The organism is Pseudomonas sp. 50_B (assembly GCF_017491625.1).
Taxonomy (GTDB): Bacteria; Pseudomonadota; Gammaproteobacteria; order Pseudomonadales; family Pseudomonadaceae; genus Aquipseudomonas; species Aquipseudomonas danubii.
Map to the genome: position 1 here is coordinate 1 of NZ_JAFGYX010000041.1, position 18,380 is coordinate 18,380.

The window sequence follows — 18,380 nt, forward strand, 5'->3', positions numbered from 1 at the left end:
CAACGAGAAAGGGGATAGTGCAGCTCAGCAGTGCAACCAACAGCACGTCTGAAACGCTTGCTGCAACGCCAAAGGCGGTTAAGGTGGTAATGGATGAAACGAACAGAAAAGCCCACTGGACAGTCCGGCACTGACCGGAACGCCAACAGCACCAACCGCGCTCAGGGGAACAAACAATACCCAGATTGCGAACACCGCTTTTGTACTGGCCGCGATTGCAGATGTTATCGACGCGTCACCTGACGCACTGAATACGCTGAATGAACTGGCCGCAGCGCTCGGGAATGATCCAGATTTTGCTACCACCATGACTAACGCGCTTGCGGGTAAACAACCGAAGAATGCGACACTGACGGCGCTGGCAGGGCTTTCCACGGCGAAAAATAAATTACCGTATTTTGCGGAAAATGATGCCGCCAGCCTGACTGAACTGACTCAGGTTGGCAGGGATATTCTGGCAAAAAATTCCGTTGCAGATGTTCTTGAATACCTTGGGGCCGGTGAGAATTCGGCCTTTCCGGCAGGTGCGCCGATCCCGTGGCCATCAGATATCGTTCCGTCTGGCTACGTCCTGATGCAGGGGCAGGCGTTTGACAAATCAGCCTACCCAAAACTTGCTGTCGCGTATCCATCGGGTGTGCTTCCTGATATGCGAGGCTGGACAATCAAGGGGAAACCCGCCAGCGGTCGTGCTGTATTGTCTCAGGAACAGGATGGAATTAAGTCGCACACCCACAGTGCCAGTGCATCCGGTACGGATTTGGGGACGAAAACCACATCGTCGTTTGATTACGGGACGAAAACAACAGGCAGTTTCGATTACGGCACCAAATCGACGAATAACACGGGGGCTCATGCTCACAGTCTGAGCGGTTCAACAGGGGCCGCGGGTGCTCATGCCCACACAAGTGGTTTAAGGATGAACAGTTCTGGCTGGAGTCAGTATGGAACAGCAACCATTACAGGAAGTTTATCCACAGTTAAAGGAACCAGCACACAGGGTATTGCTTATTTATCGAAAACGGACAGTCAGGGCAGCCACAGTCACTCATTGTCCGGTACAGCCGTGAGTGCCGGTGCACATGCGCATACAGTTGGTATTGGTGCGCACCAGCATCCGGTTGTTATCGGTGCTCATGCCCATTCTTTCAGTATTGGTTCACACGGACACACCATCACCGTTAACGCTGCGGGTAACGCGGAAAACACCGTCAAAAACATTGCATTTAACTATATTGTGAGGCTTGCATAATGGCATTCAGAATGAGTGAACAACCACGGACCATAAAAATTTATAATCTGCTGGCCGGAACTAATGAATTTATTGGTGAAGGTGACGCATATATTCCGCCTCATACCGGTCTGCCTGCAAACAGTACCGATATTGCACCGCCAGATATTCCGGCTGGCTTTGTGGCTGTTTTCAACAGTGATGAGGCATCGTGGCATCTCGTTGAAGACCATCGGGGTAAAACCGTCTATGACGTGGCTTCCGGCGACGCGTTATTTATTTCTGAACTCGGTCCGTTACCGGAAAATTTTACCTGGTTATCGCCGGGAGGGGAATATCAGAAGTGGAACGGCACAGCCTGGGTGAAGGATACGGAAGCAGAAAAACTGTTCCGGATCCGGGAGGCGGAAGAAACAAAAAAAAGCCTGATGCAGGTAGCCAGTGAGCATATTGCGCCGCTTCAGGATGCTGCAGATCTGGAAATTGCAACGAAGGAAGAAACCTCGTTGCTGGAAGCCTGGAAGAAGTATCGGGTGTTGCTGAACCGTGTTGATACATCAACTGCACCTGATATTGAGTGGCCTGCTGTCCCTGTTATGGAGTAATCGTTTTGTGATATGCCGCAGAAACGTTGTATGAAATAACGTTCTGCGGTTAGTTAGTATATTGTAAAGCTGAGTATTGGTTTATTTGGCGATTATTATCTTCAGGAGAATAATGGAAGTTCTATGACTCAATTGTTCATAGTGTTTACATCACCGCCAATTGCTTTTAAGACTGAACGCATGAAATATGGTTTTTCGTCATGTTTTGAGTCTGCTGTTGATATTTCTAAAGTCGGTTTTTTTTCTTCGTTTTCTCTAACTATTTTCCATGAAATACATTTTTGATTATTATTTGAATCAATTCCAATTACCTGAAGTCTTTCATCTATAATTGGCATTGTATGTATTGGTTTATTGGAGTAGATGCTTGCTTTTCTGAGCCATAGCTCTGATATCCAAATGAAGCCATAGGCATTTGTTATTTTGGCTCTGTCAGCTGCATAACGCCAAAAAATATATTTATCTGCTTGATCTTCAAATGTTGTATTGATTAAATCAATTGGATGGAATTGTTTATCATAAAAAATTAATGTTTGAATGTGATAACCGTCCTTTAAAAAAGTCGTTTCTGCAAGCTTGGCTGTATAGTCAACTAACTCTTCTGTCGAAGTGATATTTTTAGGCTTATCTACCAGTTTTAGACGCTCTTTAATATCTTCAGGAATTATTTTATTGTCATATTGTATCATGCTAAATGACAATTTGCTTATGGAGTAATCTTTTAATTTTAAATAAGTTATTCTCCTGGCTTCATCAAATAAAGAGTCGAATGATGTTGGCGAAATCACATCGTCACCCATTGGATTGTTTATTTGTATGCCAAGAGAGTTACAGCAGTTATACATTCTGCCATAGATTATAGCTAAGGCATGTAATAATTCGTAATCTTTTAGCGTATTAGCGACCCATCGTCTTTCTGATTTAATAATAGATGATTCAGTTAAATATGAAGGTAATTTCTTTTGTGCAAGTCTGACTAACTTTTTTATACCAATGTTTAACATACTTTCATTTGTAATAAACTCAATGTCATTTTCTTCAATGTAAGATGAAATAAGAGTAGCCTTTGCCTCGCTATACATTTCTAAATCGCCTTGTTTTTCTATCGTATTGCGAGAATTTTTAGCCCAAGCCATTAATGGATCATTTTTCCATTTTTCAATAACATTATTGTTATACCAAATGTCATATCCTATAATCTGGTTTTTGTTTTTTTGAATAATAAATGTTACTGTTCTTGCGGTTTGGAGGAATTGATTCAAATTCAAGCGAAATAATTCAGGGTCAAAATATGTATCAATGCAGCATTTGAGCAAGTGCGATAAATCTTTAAGTCTTCTTTCCCATGGTTTTTTAGTCATAAAACTCTCCATTTTGATAGGTTGCATGCTAGATGCTGATATATTTTAGAGGTGATAAAATTAACTGCTTAACTGTCAATGTAATACAAGTTGTTTGATCTTTGCAATGATTCTTATCAGAAACCATATAGTAAATTAGTTACACAGGAAATTTTTAATATTATTATTATCATTCATTATGTATTAAAATTAGAGTTGTGGCTTGGCTCTGCTAACACGTTGCTCATAGGAGATATGGTAGAGCCGCAGACACGTCGTATGCAGGAACGTGCTGCGGCTGGCTGGTGAACTTCCGATAGTGCGGGTGTTGAATGATTTCCAGTTGCTACCGATTTTACATATTTTTTGCATGAGAGAATTTGTACCACCTCCCACCGACCATCTATGACTGTACGCCACTGTCCCTAGGACTGCTATGTGCCGGAGCGGACATTACAAACGTCCTTCTCGGTGCATGCCACTGTTGCCAATGACCTGCCTAGGAATTGGTTAGCAAGTTACTACCGGATTTTGTAAAAACAGCCCTCCTCATATAAAAAGTATTCGTTCACTTCCGATAAGCGTCGTAATTTTCTATCTTTCATCATATTCTAGATCCCTCTGAAAAAATCTTCCGAGTTTGCTAGGCACTGATACATAACTCTTTTCCAATAATTGGGGAAGTCATTCAAATCTATAATAGGTTTCAGATTTGCTTCAATAAATTCTGACTGTAGCTGCTGAAACGTTGCGGTTGAACTATATTTCCTTATAACTTTTACGAAAGAGTTTCTTTGAGTAATCACTTCACTCAAGTGCTTCCCTGCCTCCAAACGATACCTGTTAGCAATATTTAATAGCTTGAAATGATGAAGAGCTCTGTGTTTGTCTTCCTGCCTCCAGTTCGCCGGGCATTCAACATAAAAACTGATAGCACCCGGAGTTCCGGAAACGAAATTTGCATATACCCATTGCTCACGAAAAAAAATGTCCTTGTCGATATAGGGATGAATCGCTTGGTGTACCTCATCTACTGCGAAAACTTGACCTTTCTCTCCCATATTGCAGTCGCGGCACGATGGAACTAAATTAATAGGCATCACCGAAAATTCAGGATAATGTGCAATAGGAAGAAAATGATCTATATTTTTTGTCTGTCCTATATCACCACAAAATGGACATTTTTCACCTGATGAAACAAGCATGTCATCGTAATATGTTCTAGCGGGTTTGTTTTTATCTCGGAGATTATTTTCATAAAGCTTTTCTAATTTAACCTTTGTCAGGTTACCAACTACTAAGGTTGTAGGCTCAAGAGGGTGTGTCCTGTCGTAGGTAAATAACTGACCTGTCGAGCTTAATATTCTATATTGTTGTTCTTTCTGCAAAAAAGTGGGGAAGTGAGTAATGAAATTATTTCTAACATTTATCTGCATCATACCTTCCGAGCATTTATTAAGCATTTCGCTATAAGTTCTCGCTGGAAGAGGTAGTTTTTTCATTGTACTTTACCTTCATCTCTGTTCATTATCATCGCTTTTAAAACGGTTCGACCTTCTAATCCTATCTGACCATTATAATTTTTTAGAATGGTTTCATAAGAAAGCTCTGAATCAACGGACTGCGATAATAAGTGGTGGTATCCAGAATTTGTCACTTCAAGTAAAAACACCTCACGAGTTAAAACACCTAAGTTCTCACCGAATGTCTCAATATCCGGACGGATAATATTTATTGCTTCTCTTGACCGTAGGACTTTCCACATGCAGGATTTTGGAACCTCTTGCAGTACTACTGGGGAATGAGTTGCAATTATTGCTACACCATTGCGTGCATCGAGTAAGTCGCTTAATGTTCGTAAAAAAGCAGAGAGCAAAGGTGGATGCAGATGAACCTCTGGTTCATCGAATAAAACTAATGACTTTTCGCCAACGACATCTACTAATCTTGTGATAGTAAATAAAACAATTGCATGTCCAGAGCTCATTCGAAGCAGATATTTCTGGATATTGTCATAAAACAATTTAGTGAATTTATCATCGTCCACTTGAATCTGTGGTTCATTACGTCTTAACTCTTCATATTTAGAAATGAGGCTGATGAGTTCCATATTTGAAAAGTTTTCATCACTACTTAGTTTTTTGATAGCTTCAAGCCAGAGTTGTCTTTTTCTATCTACTCTCATACAACCAATAAATGCTGAAATGAATTCTAAGCGGAGATCGCCTAGTGATTTTAAACTATTGCTGGCAGCATTCTTGAGTCCAATATAAAAGTATTGTGTACCTTTTGCTGGGTCAGGTTGTTCTTTAGGAGGAGTAAAAGGATCAAATGCACTAAACGAAACTGAAACAAGCGATCGAAAATATCCCTTTGGGATTCTTGACTCGATAAGTCTATTATTTTCAGAGAAAAAATATTCATTGTTTTCTGGGTTGGTGATTGCACCAATCATTCCATTCAAAATTGTTGTTTTACCACACCCATTCCGCCCGATAAAAGCATGAATGTTCGTGCTGGGCATAGAATTAACCGTCACCTCAAAAGGTATAGTTAAATCACTGAATCCGGGAGCACTTTTTCTATTAAATGAAAAGTGGAAATCTGACAATTCTGGCAAACCATTTAACACACGTGCGAACTGTCCATGAATTTCTGAAAGAGTTACCCCTCTAAGTAATGAGGTGTTAAGGACGCTTTCATTTTCAATGTCGGCTAATCGATTTGGCCATACTACTAAATCCTGAATAGCTTTAAGAAGGTTATGTTTAAAACCATCGCTTAATTTGCTGAGATTAACATAGTAGTCAATGCTTTCACCTAAGGAAAAAAACATTTCAGGGAGTTGACTGAATTTTTTATCTATTAATGAATAAGTGCTTACTTCTTCTTTTTGACCTACAAAACCAATTTTAACATTTCCGATATCGCATTTTTCACCATGCTCATCAAAGACAGTAAGATAAAACATTGTAACAAAGGAATAGTCATTCCAACCATCTGCTCGTAGGAATGCCTTATTTTTTTCTACTGCAGGAATATACCCGCCTCTTTCAATAACACTAAACTCCAACATATAGTAACCCTTAATTTTATTAAAATAACCGCAATTTATTTGGCGGCAACACAGGATCTCTCTTTTAAGTTACTCTCTATTACATACGTTTTCCATCTAAAAATTAGTAGTATTGAACTTAACGGGGCATCGTATTGTAGTTTTCCATATTTAGCTTTCTGCTTCCTTTTGGATAACCCACTGTTATTCATGTTGCATGGTGCACTGTTTATACCAACGATATAGTCTATTAATGCATATATAGTATCGCCGAACGATTAGCTCTTCAGGCTTCTGAAGAAGCGTTTCAAGTACTAATAAGCCGATAGATAGCCACGGACTTCGTAGCCATTTTTCATAAGTGTTAACTTCCGCTCCTCGCTCATAACAGACATTCACTACAGTTATGGCGGAAAGGTATGCATGCTGGGTGTGGGGAAGTCGTGAAAGAAAAGAAGTCAGCTGCGTCGTTTGACATCACTGCTATCTTCTTACTGGTTATGCAGGTCGTAGTGGGTGGCACACAAAGCTTTGCACTGGATTGCGAGGCTTTGTGCTTCTCTGGAGTGCGACAGGTTTGATGACAAAAAATTAGCGCAAGAAGACAAAAATCACCTTGCGCTAATGCTCTGTTACAGGTCACTAATACCATCTAAGTAGTTGATTCATAGTGACTGCATATGTTGTGTTTTACAGTATTATGTAGTCTGTTTTTTATGCAAAATCTAATTTAATATATTGATATTTATATCATTTTACGTTTCTCGTTCAGCTTTTTTATACTAAGTTGGCATTATAAAAAAGCATTGCTTATCAATTTGTTGCAACGAACAGGTCACTATCAGTCAAAATAAAATCATTATTTGATTTCAATTTTGTCCCACTCCCTGCCTCTGTCATCACGATACTGTGATGCCATGGTGTCCGACTTATGCCCGAGAAGATGTTGAGCAAACTTATCGCTTATCTGCTTCTCATAGAGTCTTGCAGACAAACTGCGCAACTCGTGAAAGGTAGGCGGATCCCCTTCGAAGGAAAGACCTGATGCTTTTCGTGCGCGCATAAAATACCTTGATACTGTGCCGGATGAAAGCGGTTCGCGACGAGTAGATGCAATTATGGTTTCTCCGCCAAGAATCTCTTTGCATTTATCAAGTGTTTCCTTCATTGATATTCCGAGAGCATCAATATGCAATGCTGTTGGGATGGCAATTTTTACGCCTGTTTTGCTTTGCTCGACATAAAGATATCCATCTACGATATCAGACCACTTCATTTCGCATAAATCACCAACTCGTTGCCCGGTAACAACAGCCAGTTCCATTGCAAGTCTGAGCCAACATGGTGATGATTCTGCTGCTTGATAAATTTTCAGGTATTCGTCAGCCGTAAGTCTTGATCTCCTTACCTCTGATTTTGCTGCGCGAGTGGCAGCGACATGGTTTGTTGTTATATGGCCTTCAGCTATTGCCTCTCGGAATGCATCGCTCAGTGTTGATCTGATTAACTTGGCTGACGCCGCCTTGCCCTCGTCTATGTATCCATTGAGCATTGCCGCAATTTCTTTTGTGGTGATGTCTTCAAGTGGAGCATCAGGCAGACCCCTCCTTATTGCTTTAATTTTGCTCATGTAATTTATGAGTGTCTTCTGCTTGATTCCTCTGCTGGCCAGGATTTTTTCGTAGCGATCAAGCCATGAATGTAACGTAACGGAATTATCACTGTTGATTCTCGCTGTCAGAGGCTTGTGTTTGTGTCCTGAAAATAACTCAATGTTGGCCTGTATAGCTTCAGTGATTGCGATTCGCCTGTCTCTGCCTAATCCAAACTCTTTACCCGTCCTTGGGTCCCTGTAGCAGTAATATCCATTGTTTCTTATATAAAGGTTAGGGGGTAAATCCCGGCGCTCATGACTTCGCCTTCTTCCCATTTCTGATCCTCTTCAAAAGGCCACCTGTTACTGGTCGATTTAAGTCAACCTTTACCGCTGATTCGTGGAACAGATACTCTCTTCCATCCTTAACCGGAGGTGGGAATATCCTGCATTCCCGAACCCATCGACGAACTGTTTCAAGGCTTCTTGGACGTCGCTGGCGTGCGTTCCACTCCTGAAGTGTCAAGTACATCGCAAAGTCTCCGCAATTACACGCAAGAAAAAACCGCCATCAGGCGGCTTGGTGTTCTTTCAGTTCTTCAATTCGAATATTGGTTACGTCTGCATGTGCTATCTGCGCCCATATCATCCAGTGGTCGTAGCAGTCGTTGATGTTCTCCGCTTCGATAACTCTGTTGAATGGCTCTCCATTCCATTCTCCTGTGACTCGGAAGTGCATTTATCATCTCCATAAAACAAAACCCGCCGTAGCGAGTTCAGATAAAATAAATCCCCGCGAGTGCGAGGATTGTTATGTAATATTGGGTTTAATCATCTATATGTTTTGTACAGAGAGGGCAAGTATCGTTTCCACCGTACTCGTGATAATAATTTTGCACGGTATCAGTCATTTCTCGCACATTGCAGAATGGGGATTTGTCTTCATTAGACTTATAAACCTTCATGGAATATTTGTATGCCGACTCTATATCTATACCTTCATCTACATAAACACCTTCGTGATGTCTGCATGGAGACAAGACACCGGATCTGCACAACATTGATAACGCCCAATCTTTTTGCTCAGACTCTAACTCATTGATACTCATTTATAAACTCCTTGCAATGTATGTCGTTTCAGCTAAACGGTATCAGCAATGTTTATGTAAAGAAACAGTAAGATAATACTCAACCCGATGTTTGAGTACGGTCATCATCTGACACTACAGACTCTGGCATCGCTGTGAAGACGACGCGAAATTCAGCATTTTCACAAGCGTTATCTTTTACAAAACCGATCTCACTCTCCTTTGATGCGAATGCCAGCGTCAGACATCATATGCAGATACTCACCTGCATCCTGAACCCATTGACCTCCAACCCCGTAATAGCGATGCGTAATGATGTCGATAGTTACTAACGGGTCTTGTTCGATTAACTGCCGCAGAAACTCTTCCAGGTCACCAGTGCAGTGCTTGATAACAGGAGTCTTCCCAGGATGGCGAACAACAAGAAACTGGTTTCCGTCTTCACGGACTTCGTTGCTTTCCAGTTTAGCAATACGCTTACTCCCATCCGAGATAACACCTTCGTAATACTCACGCTGCTCGTTGAGTTTTGATTTTGCTGTTTCAAGCTCAACACGCAGTTTCCCTACTGTTAGCGCAATATCCTCGTTCTCCTGGTCGCGGCGTTTGATGTATTGCTGGTTTCTTTCCCGTTCATCCAGCAGTTCCAGCACAATCGATGGTGTTACCAATTCATGGAAAAGGTCTGCGTCAAATCCCCAGTCGTCATGCATTGCCTGCTCTGCCGCTTCACGCAGTGCCTGAGAGTTAATTTCGCTCACTTCGAACCTCTCTGTTTACTGATAAGTTCCAGATCCTCCTGGCAACTTGCACAAGTCCGACAACCCTGAACGACCAGGCGTCTTCGTTCATCTATCGGATCGCCACACTCACAACAATGAGTGGCAGATATAGCCTGGTGGTTCAGGCGGCGCATTTTTATTGCTGTGTTGCGCTGTAATTCTTCTATTTCTGATGCTGAATCAATGATGTCTGCCATCTTTCATTAATCCCTGAACTGTTGGTTAATACGCTTGAGGGTGAATGCGAATAATAAAAAAGGAGCCTGTAGCTCCCTGATGATTTTGCTTTTCATGTTCATCGTTCCTTAAAGACGCCGTTTAACATGCCGATTGCCAGGCTTAAATGAGTCGGTGTGAATCCCATCAGCGTTACCGTTTCGCGGTGCTTCTTCAGTACGCTACGGCAAATGTCATCGACGTTTTTATCCGGAAACTGCTGTCTGGCTTTTTTTGATTTCAGAATTAGCCTGACGGGCAATGCTGCGAAGGGCGTTTTCCTGCTGAGGTGTCATTGAACAAGTCCCATGTCGGCAAGCATAAGCACACAGAATATGAAGCCCGCTGCCAGAAAAATGCATTCCGTGGTTGTCATACCTGGTTTCTCTCATCTGCTTCTGCTTTCGCCACCATCATTTCCAGCTTTTGTGAAAGGGATGCGGCTAACGTATGAAATTCTTCGTCTGTTTCTACTGGTATTGGCACAAACCTGATTCCAATTTGAGCAAGGCTATGTGCCATCTCGATACTCGTTCTTAACTCAACAGAAGATGCTTTGTGCATACAGCCCCTCGTTTATTATTTATCTCCTCAGCCAGCCGCTGTGCTTTCAGTGGATTTCGGATAACAGAAAGGCCGGGAAATACCCAGCCTCGCTTTGTAACGGAGTAGACGAAAGTGATTGCGCCTACCCGGATATTATCGTGAGGATGCGTCATCGCCATTGCTCCCCAAATACAAAACCAATTTCAGCCAGTGCCTCGTCCATTTTTTCGATGAACTCCGGCACGATCTCGTCAAAACTCGCCATGTACTTTTCATCCCGCTCAATCACGACATAATGCAGGCCTTCACGCTTCATACGCGGGTCATAGTTGGCAAAGTACCAGGCATTTTTTCGCGTCACCCACATGCTGTACTGCACCTGGGCCATGTAAGCTGACTTTATGGCCTCGAAACCACCGAGCCGGAACTTCATGAAATCCCGGGAGGTAAACGGGCATTTCAGTTCAAGGCCGTTGCCGTCACTGCATAAACCATCGGGAGAGCAGGCGGTACGCATACTTTCGTCGCGATAGATGATCGGGGATTCAGTAACATTCACGCCGGAAGTGAATTCAAACAGGGTTCTGGCGTCGTTCTCGTACTGTTTTCCCCAGGCCAGTGCTTTAGCGTTAACTTCCGGAGCCACACCGGTGCAAACCTCAGCAAGCAGGGTGTGGAAGTAGGACATTTTCATGTCAGGCCACTTCTTTCCGGAGCGGGGTTTTGCTATCACGTTGTGAACTTCTGAAGCGGTGATGACGCCGAGCCGTAATTTGTGCCACGCATCATCCCCCTGTTCGACAGCTCTCACATCGATCCCGGTACGCTGCAGGATAATGTCCGGTGTCATGCTGCCACCTTCTGCTCTGCGGCTTTCTGTTTCAGGAATCCAAGAGCTTTTACTGCTTCGGCCTGTGTCAGTTCTGACGATGCACGAATGTCGCGGCGAAATATCTGGGAACAGAGCGGCAATAAGTCGTCATCCCATGTTTTATCCAGGGCGATCAGCAGAGTGTTAATCTCCTGCATGGTTTCATCGTTAACCGGAGTGATGTCGCGTTCCGGCTGACGTTCTGCAGTGTATGCAGTATTTTCGACAATGCGCTCGGCTTCATCCTTGTCATAGATACCAGCAAATCCGAAGGCCAGACGGGCACACTGAATCATGGCTTTATGACGTAACATCCGTTTGGGATGCGACTGCCACGGCCCCGTGATTTCTCTGCCTTCGCGAGTTTTGAATGGTTCGCGGCGGCATTCATCCATCCATTCGGTAACGCAGATCGGATGATTACGGTCCTTGCGGTAAATCCGGCATGTACAGGATTCATTGTCCTGCTCAAAGTCCATGCCATCAAACTGCTGGTTTTCATTGATGATGCGGGACCAGCCATCAACGCCCACCACCGGAACGATGCCATTCTGCTTATCAGGAAAGGCGTAAATTTCTTTCGTCCACGGATTAAGGCCGTACTGGTTGGCAACGATCAGTAATGCGATGAACTGCGCATCGCTGGCATCACCTTTAAATGCCGTCTGGCGAAGAGTGGTGATCAGTTCCTGTGGGTCGACAGAATCCATGCCGACACGTTCAGCCAGCTTCCCAGCCAGCGTTGCGAGTGCAGTACTCATTCGTTTTATACCTCTGAATCAATATCAACCTGGTGGTGAGCAATGGTTTCAACCATGTACCGGATGTGTTCTGCCATGCGCTCCTGAAACTCAACATCGTCATCAAACGCACGGGTAATGGATTTTTTGCTGGCCCCGTGGCGTTGCAAATGATCGATGCATAGCGATTCAAACAGGTGCTGGGGCAGGCCTTTTTCCATGTCGTCTGCCAGTTCTGCCTCTTTCTCTTCACGGGCGAGCTGCTGGTAGTGACGCGCCCAGCTCTGAGCCTCAAGACGATCCTGAATGTAATAAGCGTTCATGGCTGAACTCCTGAAATAGCTGTGAAAATATCGCCCGCGAAATGCCGGGCTGATTAGGAAAACAGGAAAGGGGGTTAGTGAATGCTTTTGCTTGATCTCAGTTTCAGTATTAATATCCATTTTTTATAAGCGTCGACGGCTTCACGAAACATCTTTTCATCGCCAATAAAAGTGGCGATAGTGAATTTAGTCTGGATAGCCATAAGTGTTTGATCCATTCTTTGGGACTCCTGGCTGATTAAGTATGTCGATAAGGCGTTTCCATCCGTCACGTAATTTACGGGTGATTCGTTCAAGTAAAGATTCGGAAGGGCAGCCAGCAACAGGCCACCCTGCAATGGCATATTGCATGGTGTGCTCCTTATTTATACATAACGAAAAACGCCTCGAGTGAAGCGTTATTGGTATGCGGTAAAACCGCACTCAGGCGGCCTTGATAGTCATATCATCTGAATCAAATATTCCTGATGTATCGATATCGGTAATTCTTATTCCTTCGCTACCATCCATTGGAGGCCATCCTTCCTGACCATTTCCATCATTCCAGTCGAACTCACACACAACACCATATGCATTTAAGTCGCTTGAAATTGCTATAAGCAGAGCATGTTGCGCCAGCATGATTAATACAGCATTTAATACAGAGCCGTGTTTATTGAGTCGGTATTCAGAGTCTGACCAGAAATTATTAATCTGGTGAAGTTTTTCCTCTGTCATTACGTCATGGTCGATTTCAATTTCTATTGATGCTTTCCAGTCGTAATCAATGATGTATTTTTTGATGTTTGACATCTGTTCATATCCTCACAGATAAAAAATCGCCCTCACACTGGAGGGCAAAGAAGATTTCCAATAATCAGAACAAGTCGGCTCCTGTTTAGTTACGAGCGACATTGCTCCGTGTATTCACTCGTTGGAATGAATACACAGTGCAGTGTTTATTCTGTTATTTATGCCAAAAATAAAGGCCACTATCAGGCAGCTTTGTTGTTCTGTTTACCAAGTTCTCTGGCAATCATTGCCGTCGTTCGTATTGCCCATTTATCGACATATTTCCCATCTTCCATTACAGGAAACATTTCTTCAGGCTTAACCATGCATTCCGATTGCAGCTTGCATCCATTGCATCGCTTGAATTGTCCACACCATTGATTTTTATCAATAGTCGTAGTCATACGGATAGTCCTGGTATTGTTCCATCACATCCTGAGGATGCTCTTCGAACTCTTCAAATTCTTCTTCCATATATCACCTTAAATAGTGGATTGCGGTAGTAAAGATTGTGCCTGTCTTTTAACCACATCAGGCTCGGTGGTTCTCGTGTACCCCTACAGCGAGAAATCGGATAAACTATTACAACCCCTACAGTTTGATGAGTATAGAAATGGATCCACTCGTTATTCTCGGACGAGTGTTCAGTAATGAACCTCTGGAGAGAACCATGTATATGATCGTTATCTGGGTTGGACTTCTGCTTTTAAGCCCAGATAACTGGCCTGAATATGTTAATGAGAGAATCGGTATTCCTCATGTGTGGCATGTTTTCGTCTTTGCTCTTGCATTTTCGCTAGCAATTAATGTGCATCGATTATCAGCTATTGCCAGCGCCAGATATAAGCGATTTAAGCTAAGAAAACGCATTAAGATGCAAAACGATAAAGTGCGATCAGTAATTCAAAACCTTACAGAAGAGCAATCTATGGTTTTGTGCGCAGCCCTTAATGAAGGCAGGAAGTATGTGGTTACATCAAAACAATTCCCATACATTAGTGAGTTGATTGAGCTTGGTGTGTTGAACAAAACTTTTTCCCGATGGAATGGAAAGCATATATTATTCCCTATTGAGGATATTTACTGGACTGAATTAGTTGCCAGCTATGATCCATATAATATTGAGATAAAGCCAAGGCCAATATCTAAGTAACTAGATAAGAGGAATCGATTTTCCCTTAATTTTCTGGCGTCCACTGCATGTTATGCCGCGTTCGCCAGGCTTGCTGTACCATGTGCGCTGATTCTTGCGCTCAATACGTTGCAGGTTGCTTTCAATCTGTTTGTGGTATTCAGCCAGCACTGTAAGGTCTATCGGATTTAGTGCGCTTTCTACTCGTGATTTCGGTTTGCGATTCAGCGAGAGAATAGGGCGGTTAACTGGTTTTGCGCTTACCCCAACCAACAGGGGATTTGCTGCTTTCCATTGAGCCTGTTTCTCTGCGCGACGTTCGCGGCGGCGTGTTTGTGCATCCATCTGGATTCTCCTGTCAGTTAGCTTTGGTGGTGTGTGGCAGTTGTAGTCCTGAACGAAAACCCCCCGCGATTGGCACATTGGCAGCTAATCCGGAATCGCACTTACGGCCAATGCTTCGTTTCGTATCACACACCCCAAAGCCTTCTGCTTTGAATGCTGCCCTTCTTCAGGGCTTAATTTTTAAGAGCGTCACCTTCATGGTGGTCAGTGCGTCCTGCTGATGTGCTCAGTATCACCGCCAGTGGTATTTATGTCAACACCGCCAGAGATAATTTATCACCGCAGATGGTTATCTGTATGTTTTTTATATGAATTTATTTTTTGCAGGGGGGCATTGTTTGGTAGGTGAGAGATCTGAATTGCTATGTTTAGTGAGTTGTATCTATTTATTTTTCAATAAATACAATTGGTTATGTGTTTTGGGGGCGATCGTGAGGCAAAGAAAACCCGGCGCTGAGGCCGGGTTATTCTTGTTCTCTGGTCAAATTATATAGTTGGAAAACAAGGATGCATATATGAATGAACGATGCAGAGGCAATGCCGATGGCGATAGTGGGTATCATGTAGCCGCTTATGCTGGAAAGAAGCAATAACCCGCAGAAAAACAAAGCTCCAAGCTCAACAAAACTAAGGGCATAGACAATAACTACCGATGTCATATACCCATACTCTCTAATCTTGGCCAGTCGGCGCGTTCTGCTTCCGATTAGAAACGTCAAGGCAGCAATCAGGATTGCAATCATGGTTCCTGCATATGATGACAATGTCGCCCCAAGACCATCTCTATGAGCTGAAAAAGAAACACCAGGAATGTAGTGGCGGAAAAGGAGATAGCAAATGCTTACGATAACGTAAGGAATTATTACTATGTAAACACCAGGCATGATTCTGTTCCGCATAATTACTCCTGATAATTAATCCTTAACTTTGCCCACCTGCCTTTTAAAACATTCCAGTATATCACTTTTCATTCTTGCGTAGCAATATGCCATCTCTTCAGCTATCTCAGCATTGGTGACCTTGTTCAGAGGCGCTGAGAGATGGCCTTTTTCTGATAGATAATGTTCTGTTAAAATATCTCCGGCCTCATCTTTTGCCCGCAGGCTAATGTCTGAAAATTGAGGTGACGGGTTAAAAATAATATCCTTGGCAACCTTTTTTATATCCCTTTTAAATTTTGGCTTAATGACTATATCCAATGAGTCAAAAAGCTCCCCTTCAATATCTGTTGCCCCTAAGACCTTTAATATATCGCCAAATACAGGTAGCTTGGCTTCTACCTTCACCGTTGTTCGGCCGATGAAATGCATATGCATAACATCGTCTTTGGTGGTTCCCCTCATCAGTGGCTCTATCTGAACGCGCTCTCCACTGCTTAATGACATTCCTTTCCCGATTAAAAAATCTGTCAGATCGGATGTGGTCGGCCCGAAAACAGTTCTGGCAAAACCAATGGTGTCGCCTTCAACAAACAAAAAAGATGGGAATCCCAATGATTCGTCATCTGCGAGGCTGTTCTTAATATCTTCAACTGAAGCTTTAGAGCGATTTATCTTCTGAACCAGACTCTTGTCATTTGTTTTGGTAAAGAGAAAAGTTTTTCCATCGATTTTATGAATATACAAATAATTGGAGCCAACCTGCAGGTGATGATTATCAGCCAGCAGAGAATTAAGGAAAACAGACAGGTTTATTGAGCGCTTATCTTTCCCTTTATTTTTGCTGCGGTAAGTCGCATAAAAACCATTCTTCATAATTCAATCCATTTACTATGTTATGTTCTGAGGGGAGTGAAAATTCCCCTAATTCGATGAAGATTCTTGCTCAATTGTTATCAGCTATGCGCCGACCAGAACACCTTGCCGATCAGCCAAACGTCTCTTCAGGCCACTGACTAGCGATAACTTTCCCCACAACGGAACAACTCTCATTGCATGGGATCATTGGGTACTGTGGGTTTAGTGGTTGTAAAAACACCTGACCGCTATCCCTGATCAGTTTCTTGAAGGTAAACTCATCACCCCCAAGTCTGGCTATGCAGAAATCACCTGGCTCAACAGCCTGCTCAGGGTCAACGAGAATTAACATTCCGTCAGGAAAGCTTGGCTTGGAGCCTGTTGGTGCGGTCATGGAATTACCTTCAACCTCAAGCCAGAATGCAGAATCACTGGCTTTTTTGGTTGTGCTTACCCATCTCTCCGCATCACCTTTGGTAAAGGTTCTAAGCTTAGGTGAGAACATCCCTGCCTGAACATGAGAAAAAACAGGGTACTCATACTCACTTCTAAGTGACGGCTGCATACTAACCGCTTCATACATCTCGTAGATTTCTCTGGCGATTGAAGGGCTAAATTCTTCAACGCTAACTTTGAGAATTTTTGTAAGCAATGCGGCGTTATAAGCATTTAATGCATTGATGCCATTAAATAAAGCACCAACGCCTGACTGCCCCATCCCCATCTTGTCTGCGACAGATTCCTGGGATAAGCCAAGTTCATTTTTCTTTTTTTCATAAATTGCTTTAAGGCGACGTGCGTCCTCAAGCTGCTCTTGTGTTAATGGTTTCTTTTTTGTGCTCATACGTTAAATCTATCACCGCAAGGGATAAATATCTAACACCGTGCGTGTTGACTATTTTACCTCTGGCGGTGATAATGGTTGCATGTACTAAGGAGGTTGTATGGAACAACGCATAACCCTGAAAGATTATGCAATGCGCTTTGGGCAAACCAAGACAGCTAAAGATCTCGGCGTATATCAAAGCGCGATCAACAAGGCCATTCATGCAGGCCGAAAGATTTTTTTAACTATAAACGCTGATGGAAGCGTTTATGCGGAAGAGGTAAAGCCCTTCCCGAGTAACAAAAAAACAACAGCATAAATAACCCCGCTCTTACACATTCCAGCCCTGAAAAAGGGCATCAAATTAAACCACACCTATGGTGTATGCATTTATTTGCATACATTCAATCAATTGTTATCTAAGGAAATACTTACATATGGTTCGTGCAAACAAACGCAACGAGGCTCTACGAATCGAGAGTGCGTTGCTTAACAAAATCGCAATGCTTGGAACTGAGAAGACAGCGGAAGCTGTGGGCGTTGATAAGTCGCAGATCAGCAGGTGGAAGAGGGACTGGATTCCAAAGTTCTCAATGCTGCTTGCTGTTCTTGAATGGGGGGTCGTTGACGACGACATGGCTCGATTGGCGCGACAAGTTGCTGCGATTCTCACCAATAAAAAACGCCCGGCGGCAACCGAGCGTTCTGAACAAATCCAGATGGAGTTCTGAGGTCATTACTGGATCTATCAACAGGAGTCATTATGACAAATACAGCAAAAATACTCAACTTCGGCAGAGGTAACTTTGCCGGACAGGAGCGTAATGTGGCAGATCTCGATGATGGTTACGCCAGACTATCAAATATGCTGCTTGAGGCTTATTCGGGCGCAGATCTGACCAAGCGACAGTTTAAAGTGCTGCTTGCCATTCTGCGTAAAACCTATGGGTGGAATAAACCAATGGACAGAATCACCGATTCTCAACTTAGCGAGATTACAAAGTTACCTGTCAAACGGTGCAATGAAGCCAAGTTAGAACTCGTCAGAATGAATATTATCAAGCAGCAAGGCGGCATGTTTGGACCAAATAAAAACATCTCAGAATGGTGCATCCCTCAAAACGAGGGAAAATCCCCTAAAACGAGGGATAAAACATCCCTCAAATTGGGGGATTGCTA

Annotated in this window: 28 protein-coding genes; 7 read left to right on the forward strand and 21 right to left on the reverse strand. The window is 43.1% G+C overall.

All coding sequences use genetic code 11. The annotated features are described in order from the left end of the window. The 3 genes from J5M73_RS32135 to J5M73_RS30180 all read left to right on the forward strand — a co-directional run. Positions 1-134 (forward strand): phage tail protein (locus tag J5M73_RS32135; RefSeq protein ID WP_178380542.1); only part of this gene is annotated, 134 nt, incomplete at its 5' end. 173 nt (positions 135-307) lie between these two features. Continuing rightward, positions 308-1,252, forward strand: coding sequence for a phage tail protein (locus tag J5M73_RS30175; protein ID WP_015979257.1), 945 nt, complete (start codon positions 308-310; stop codon positions 1,250-1,252). Then, positions 1,252-1,836, forward strand: coding sequence for a tail fiber assembly protein (locus J5M73_RS30180; RefSeq protein WP_015979258.1), 585 nt, complete (start codon positions 1,252-1,254; stop codon positions 1,834-1,836). Before J5M73_RS30175 ends, J5M73_RS30180 begins: the two co-directional genes overlap by 1 nt. 128 nt (positions 1,837-1,964) lie before the next feature. Here J5M73_RS30180 and J5M73_RS30185 read toward each other — a convergent pair whose 3' ends face one another. The 17 genes from J5M73_RS30185 to J5M73_RS30270 form a co-directional block, all read right to left on the reverse strand. Next, the gene (locus tag J5M73_RS30185) at positions 1,965-3,197 is read right to left on the reverse strand and encodes a hypothetical protein (RefSeq protein WP_000162952.1); all 1,233 of its coding nucleotides are present in this window, start codon (positions 3,195-3,197) and stop codon (positions 1,965-1,967) included. A 590-nt stretch (positions 3,198-3,787) separates the two neighbouring features. Next, entirely contained in the window at positions 3,788-4,678 is an 891-nt protein-coding gene (locus J5M73_RS30190) for an HNH endonuclease (protein WP_000735931.1), read from the reverse strand. Beyond that, entirely contained in the window at positions 4,675-6,252 is a 1,578-nt protein-coding gene (locus J5M73_RS30195; protein WP_015979259.1) for an AAA family ATPase, read from the reverse strand. The genes J5M73_RS30190 and J5M73_RS30195 overlap by 4 nt, the downstream gene beginning before the upstream one ends. Positions 6,253-7,090: 838 nt before the next feature. After that, the gene (locus J5M73_RS30200; protein WP_000533640.1) at positions 7,091-8,161 is read right to left on the reverse strand and encodes a tyrosine-type recombinase/integrase; all 1,071 of its coding nucleotides are present in this window, start codon (positions 8,159-8,161) and stop codon (positions 7,091-7,093) included. Continuing rightward, positions 8,139-8,357 (reverse strand): excisionase, encoded by a 219-nt coding sequence (locus tag J5M73_RS30205; RefSeq protein WP_002414258.1) that lies wholly within the window; start codon positions 8,355-8,357, stop codon positions 8,139-8,141. Before J5M73_RS30205 ends, J5M73_RS30200 begins: the two co-directional genes overlap by 23 nt. Positions 8,358-8,396: 39 nt before the next feature. Further along, positions 8,397-8,564, reverse strand: a complete 168-nt coding sequence (locus J5M73_RS30210) for a hypothetical protein (RefSeq protein ID WP_000545733.1) — start codon at positions 8,562-8,564, stop codon at positions 8,397-8,399. A gap of 88 nt (positions 8,565-8,652) precedes the next feature. Continuing rightward, complete coding sequence (locus J5M73_RS30215; protein ID WP_000026224.1) at positions 8,653-8,934, reverse strand: hypothetical protein; 282 nt, start codon at positions 8,932-8,934, stop codon at positions 8,653-8,655. 191 nt (positions 8,935-9,125) lie between these two features. After that, complete coding sequence (locus J5M73_RS30220; RefSeq protein WP_001289873.1) at positions 9,126-9,674, reverse strand: ead/Ea22-like family protein; 549 nt, start codon at positions 9,672-9,674, stop codon at positions 9,126-9,128. After that, positions 9,671-9,892, reverse strand: a complete 222-nt coding sequence (locus J5M73_RS30225) for a TraR/DksA family transcriptional regulator (protein WP_000763367.1) — start codon at positions 9,890-9,892, stop codon at positions 9,671-9,673. Before J5M73_RS30225 ends, J5M73_RS30220 begins: the two co-directional genes overlap by 4 nt. 391 nt (positions 9,893-10,283) lie before the next feature. Beyond that, a complete protein-coding gene (locus J5M73_RS30230; RefSeq protein WP_015979260.1) occupies positions 10,284-10,475 on the reverse strand; it encodes a DUF1382 family protein in 192 nt (63 codons plus the stop codon). After that, a complete protein-coding gene (locus J5M73_RS30235) occupies positions 10,448-10,636 on the reverse strand; it encodes a DUF1317 domain-containing protein (protein WP_001251812.1) in 189 nt (62 codons plus the stop codon). The genes J5M73_RS30230 and J5M73_RS30235 overlap by 28 nt, the downstream gene beginning before the upstream one ends. Beyond that, positions 10,627-11,307: a lambda exonuclease family protein gene (locus J5M73_RS30240; RefSeq protein ID WP_000186853.1), complete on the reverse strand. Its 681-nt coding sequence runs from the start codon at positions 11,305-11,307 to the stop codon at positions 10,627-10,629. The genes J5M73_RS30235 and J5M73_RS30240 overlap by 10 nt, the downstream gene beginning before the upstream one ends. Next, positions 11,304-12,089, reverse strand: coding sequence for a phage recombination protein Bet (gene bet, locus J5M73_RS30245; protein WP_000100844.1), 786 nt, complete (start codon positions 12,087-12,089; stop codon positions 11,304-11,306). Before bet ends, J5M73_RS30240 begins: the two co-directional genes overlap by 4 nt. Positions 12,090-12,094: 5 nt before the next feature. Further along, positions 12,095-12,391 carry a host-nuclease inhibitor Gam family protein gene (locus tag J5M73_RS30250; RefSeq protein WP_000995451.1) on the reverse strand — a complete coding sequence of 99 codons (297 nt, stop codon included), beginning with the start codon at positions 12,389-12,391 and terminating at the stop codon, positions 12,095-12,097. A gap of 74 nt (positions 12,392-12,465) precedes the next feature. Further along, positions 12,466-12,735: a host cell division inhibitory peptide Kil gene (kil, locus tag J5M73_RS32195; protein WP_001130922.1), complete on the reverse strand. Its 270-nt coding sequence runs from the start codon at positions 12,733-12,735 to the stop codon at positions 12,466-12,468. 79 nt (positions 12,736-12,814) lie between these two features. Continuing rightward, positions 12,815-13,183 carry a DUF2528 family protein gene (locus J5M73_RS30265; RefSeq protein ID WP_000065374.1) on the reverse strand — a complete coding sequence of 123 codons (369 nt, stop codon included), beginning with the start codon at positions 13,181-13,183 and terminating at the stop codon, positions 12,815-12,817. 182 nt (positions 13,184-13,365) lie between these two features. After that, positions 13,366-13,566 (reverse strand): antirestriction Ral family protein, encoded by a 201-nt coding sequence (locus tag J5M73_RS30270; protein ID WP_000213975.1) that lies wholly within the window; start codon positions 13,564-13,566, stop codon positions 13,366-13,368. Positions 13,567-13,832: 266 nt separating this feature from the next. Here J5M73_RS30270 and J5M73_RS30275 point away from each other — a divergent pair, with 266 nt between their 5' ends. Beyond that, positions 13,833-14,315 carry a superinfection exclusion B family protein gene (locus J5M73_RS30275; protein ID WP_000281856.1) on the forward strand — a complete coding sequence of 161 codons (483 nt, stop codon included), beginning with the start codon at positions 13,833-13,835 and terminating at the stop codon, positions 14,313-14,315. Here the strand turns inward: J5M73_RS30275 and J5M73_RS30280 are convergent, their stop codons facing one another. The 4 genes from J5M73_RS30280 to J5M73_RS30295 all read right to left on the reverse strand — a co-directional run bounded on the left by J5M73_RS30280 (position 14,316) and on the right by J5M73_RS30295 (position 17,219). Beyond that, complete coding sequence (locus J5M73_RS30280) at positions 14,316-14,639, reverse strand: antitermination protein N (protein WP_001564525.1); 324 nt, start codon at positions 14,637-14,639, stop codon at positions 14,316-14,318. Positions 14,640-15,103: 464 nt separating this feature from the next. Next, positions 15,104-15,538: a protein rexB gene (locus J5M73_RS30285; protein WP_001245922.1), complete on the reverse strand. Its 435-nt coding sequence runs from the start codon at positions 15,536-15,538 to the stop codon at positions 15,104-15,106. Between the two features lie 15 nt (positions 15,539-15,553). Continuing rightward, positions 15,554-16,393 (reverse strand): protein rexA, encoded by an 840-nt coding sequence (locus tag J5M73_RS30290; RefSeq protein WP_000788349.1) that lies wholly within the window; start codon positions 16,391-16,393, stop codon positions 15,554-15,556. 112 nt (positions 16,394-16,505) lie between these two features. Further along, entirely contained in the window at positions 16,506-17,219 is a 714-nt protein-coding gene (locus J5M73_RS30295) for a LexA family transcriptional regulator (RefSeq protein ID WP_000104864.1), read from the reverse strand. A 100-nt stretch (positions 17,220-17,319) separates the two neighbouring features. Here J5M73_RS30295 and J5M73_RS30300 point away from each other — a divergent pair, with 100 nt between their 5' ends. The 3 genes from J5M73_RS30300 to J5M73_RS30310 all read left to right on the forward strand — a co-directional run. After that, the gene (locus tag J5M73_RS30300) at positions 17,320-17,520 is read left to right on the forward strand and encodes a Cro/CI family transcriptional regulator (RefSeq protein ID WP_000437875.1); all 201 of its coding nucleotides are present in this window, start codon (positions 17,320-17,322) and stop codon (positions 17,518-17,520) included. Between the two features lie 118 nt (positions 17,521-17,638). Further along, on the forward strand, positions 17,639-17,932 hold the full coding sequence (locus J5M73_RS30305; RefSeq protein ID WP_000251069.1) for a lambda phage CII family protein: 294 nt from the start codon (positions 17,639-17,641) through the stop codon (positions 17,930-17,932). 32 nt (positions 17,933-17,964) lie between these two features. Continuing rightward, the coding region (locus J5M73_RS30310; RefSeq protein WP_024179632.1) for a replication protein at positions 17,965-18,380 on the forward strand (416 nt) is incomplete at its 3' end.